2 protein-coding genes are annotated in these 1573 nt (G+C 44.5%); both read right to left on the bottom strand.

Annotated features, from left to right (window positions below):
* On the bottom strand, window positions 1-1001 hold a 1001-nt coding region (gene tnpC / locus LY28_RS18845), incomplete at its 3' end, for an IS66 family transposase (protein WP_110463700.1).
* 75 nt (window positions 1002-1076) lie between these two features.
* Window positions 1077-1433 (bottom strand): IS66 family insertion sequence element accessory protein TnpB, encoded by a 357-nt coding sequence (gene tnpB, locus LY28_RS18840; RefSeq protein WP_110463699.1) that lies wholly within the window; start codon window positions 1431-1433, stop codon window positions 1077-1079.
* Between the last annotated feature and the right edge of the window lie 140 nt (window positions 1434-1573).

Raw genomic sequence — 1573 nt, 5'->3', positions numbered from 1 at the left:
GCCCAACATCCACAATGTATGACATCAGGTACTGCATTGTAACCACTATAGCCATCTGTTTGGAGATAACCCGAAAAACCTTCCAGAAACCGTCTAGCATGCTGACCGGATCGTGTCGGTTGGTATTCAAACAAAACGGCCGGAGTCGGACTTCGCCCGGAAGCGTAGACCCACATTCGTGATTCTGTGGTTGCTTTCCTGCCAGGCTCTTTCAATACCTGCAGAACAGTTTCGTCCGCATGGATCAGCGGTTCGGTCACCAGATGTTTCTTAATTGCATCATACATCGGTTCGAGCCATTCATGACTTGGACGTATAATCCAGTTGGCCAGAGTAGCTCTGGAAAGTTTCACTCCTTGGTTGTCCCAGTCTTTTTCCTGTCGGTATAAAGGCATTCCATTTGCATATTTTTGGTACATTACATAAGCCACGGTTGAGGCAGAAGCAAGGCTGCGTTTCATAACAGGTTCAGGGACAGGAGATTTAACAATATTGGCTTCGCAGGTCTCCTTCTCACATTCCTTGCATACATAATTAAAACGAATATATCTCAATATACGTACCTGGGCAGGGATGATCTCCAGTTCGTCCCGGACATATTCCTTGCCGAGATACCTCAGATCAGCGTTACAAATGTTACAGATGCGCTTTTCTTCATCCAGATCACAAACGACCTCCACCACGGGTACTGTTTCCGCCAGTTCTTCCTTGGTTCGCTTGGGTTTTCTGGCATGTGCTGCCACAATGGTCTGTACGGTCGGTTCTTCTGCCTTGTTGTCGGCTTCGGCCTCTGCTTCGTTGAATAAAGACAACTGACCGCTGTCTTCATCGAAAACATAACGTCGCTTTTCACTGGATTGACCGTATAAAGCTTTTTGAGATTTAATGAGAAGCTCTGTAAGTTGTTCAATACGAACTTGCTGGTTTTCCACTGTTTTTTCCAAAGAGGAAACGTATTCTATTTGATTGGGCGAAAGCCCTGTAATATCAATCTTTTTCATAAGTTAATTATACCATTATTAGTCTGTAATTTCCAGCCAAAATACAGTAAAACCAACACTTTTCAGCACTTTTTATCAATAGATATCACCATGTTTTGCTTCCCGAATTGCCTTAGGTTGATCAATCGCCAAGCCATCCATAAGCCACCGGAATTCCTGCATGGTAAGTTGTCTTGCCTGCTCCGGTGTGCGGGGCCATTTGAAGCTTCCGTTCTCCAGACGCTTGTACAGTAGGACAAAACCGTCCCCTTCCCAATAAAGAGCTTTTATCCTATCCCTTCTTTTTCCGCAAAAAAGAAACAGGCTCGGCAAAAACGGATCCATGCCGAAAGTTCCCTTTATGATTGCGGCAAATCCGTCGATTGACTTGCGCATATCAGAATATCCGCAGACTATGTAAATGTCTTCCGCCTTGGTAAAGTCGCCTAACATATGGTTTTCAATGCAGATAGAACTGCTTCGATGGTTTCCCTGGAAGTTCCATCATAGATATCAACAGTAATGGAAGGTAGATTGACTATGACAGCTGCAGATGGTTTTGTTTGCTGGAAAGATACCGGTACAATCTTCTG

The sequence above is a fragment of the Ruminiclostridium sufflavum DSM 19573 genome (assembly GCF_003208175.1).
In the GTDB taxonomy this organism is placed as follows: Bacteria; Bacillota; Clostridia; order Acetivibrionales; family DSM-1351; genus Ruminiclostridium; species Ruminiclostridium sufflavum.
This window is presented reverse-complemented; position numbering and strand designations above follow the sequence as displayed.

Coding starts and splice junctions, on each gene's coding strand:
- tnpB (WP_110463699.1), bottom strand. CDS start 1,433: ATGTTAGGCGACTTTACCAAGGCGGAAGACATTTACATAGTCTGCGGA.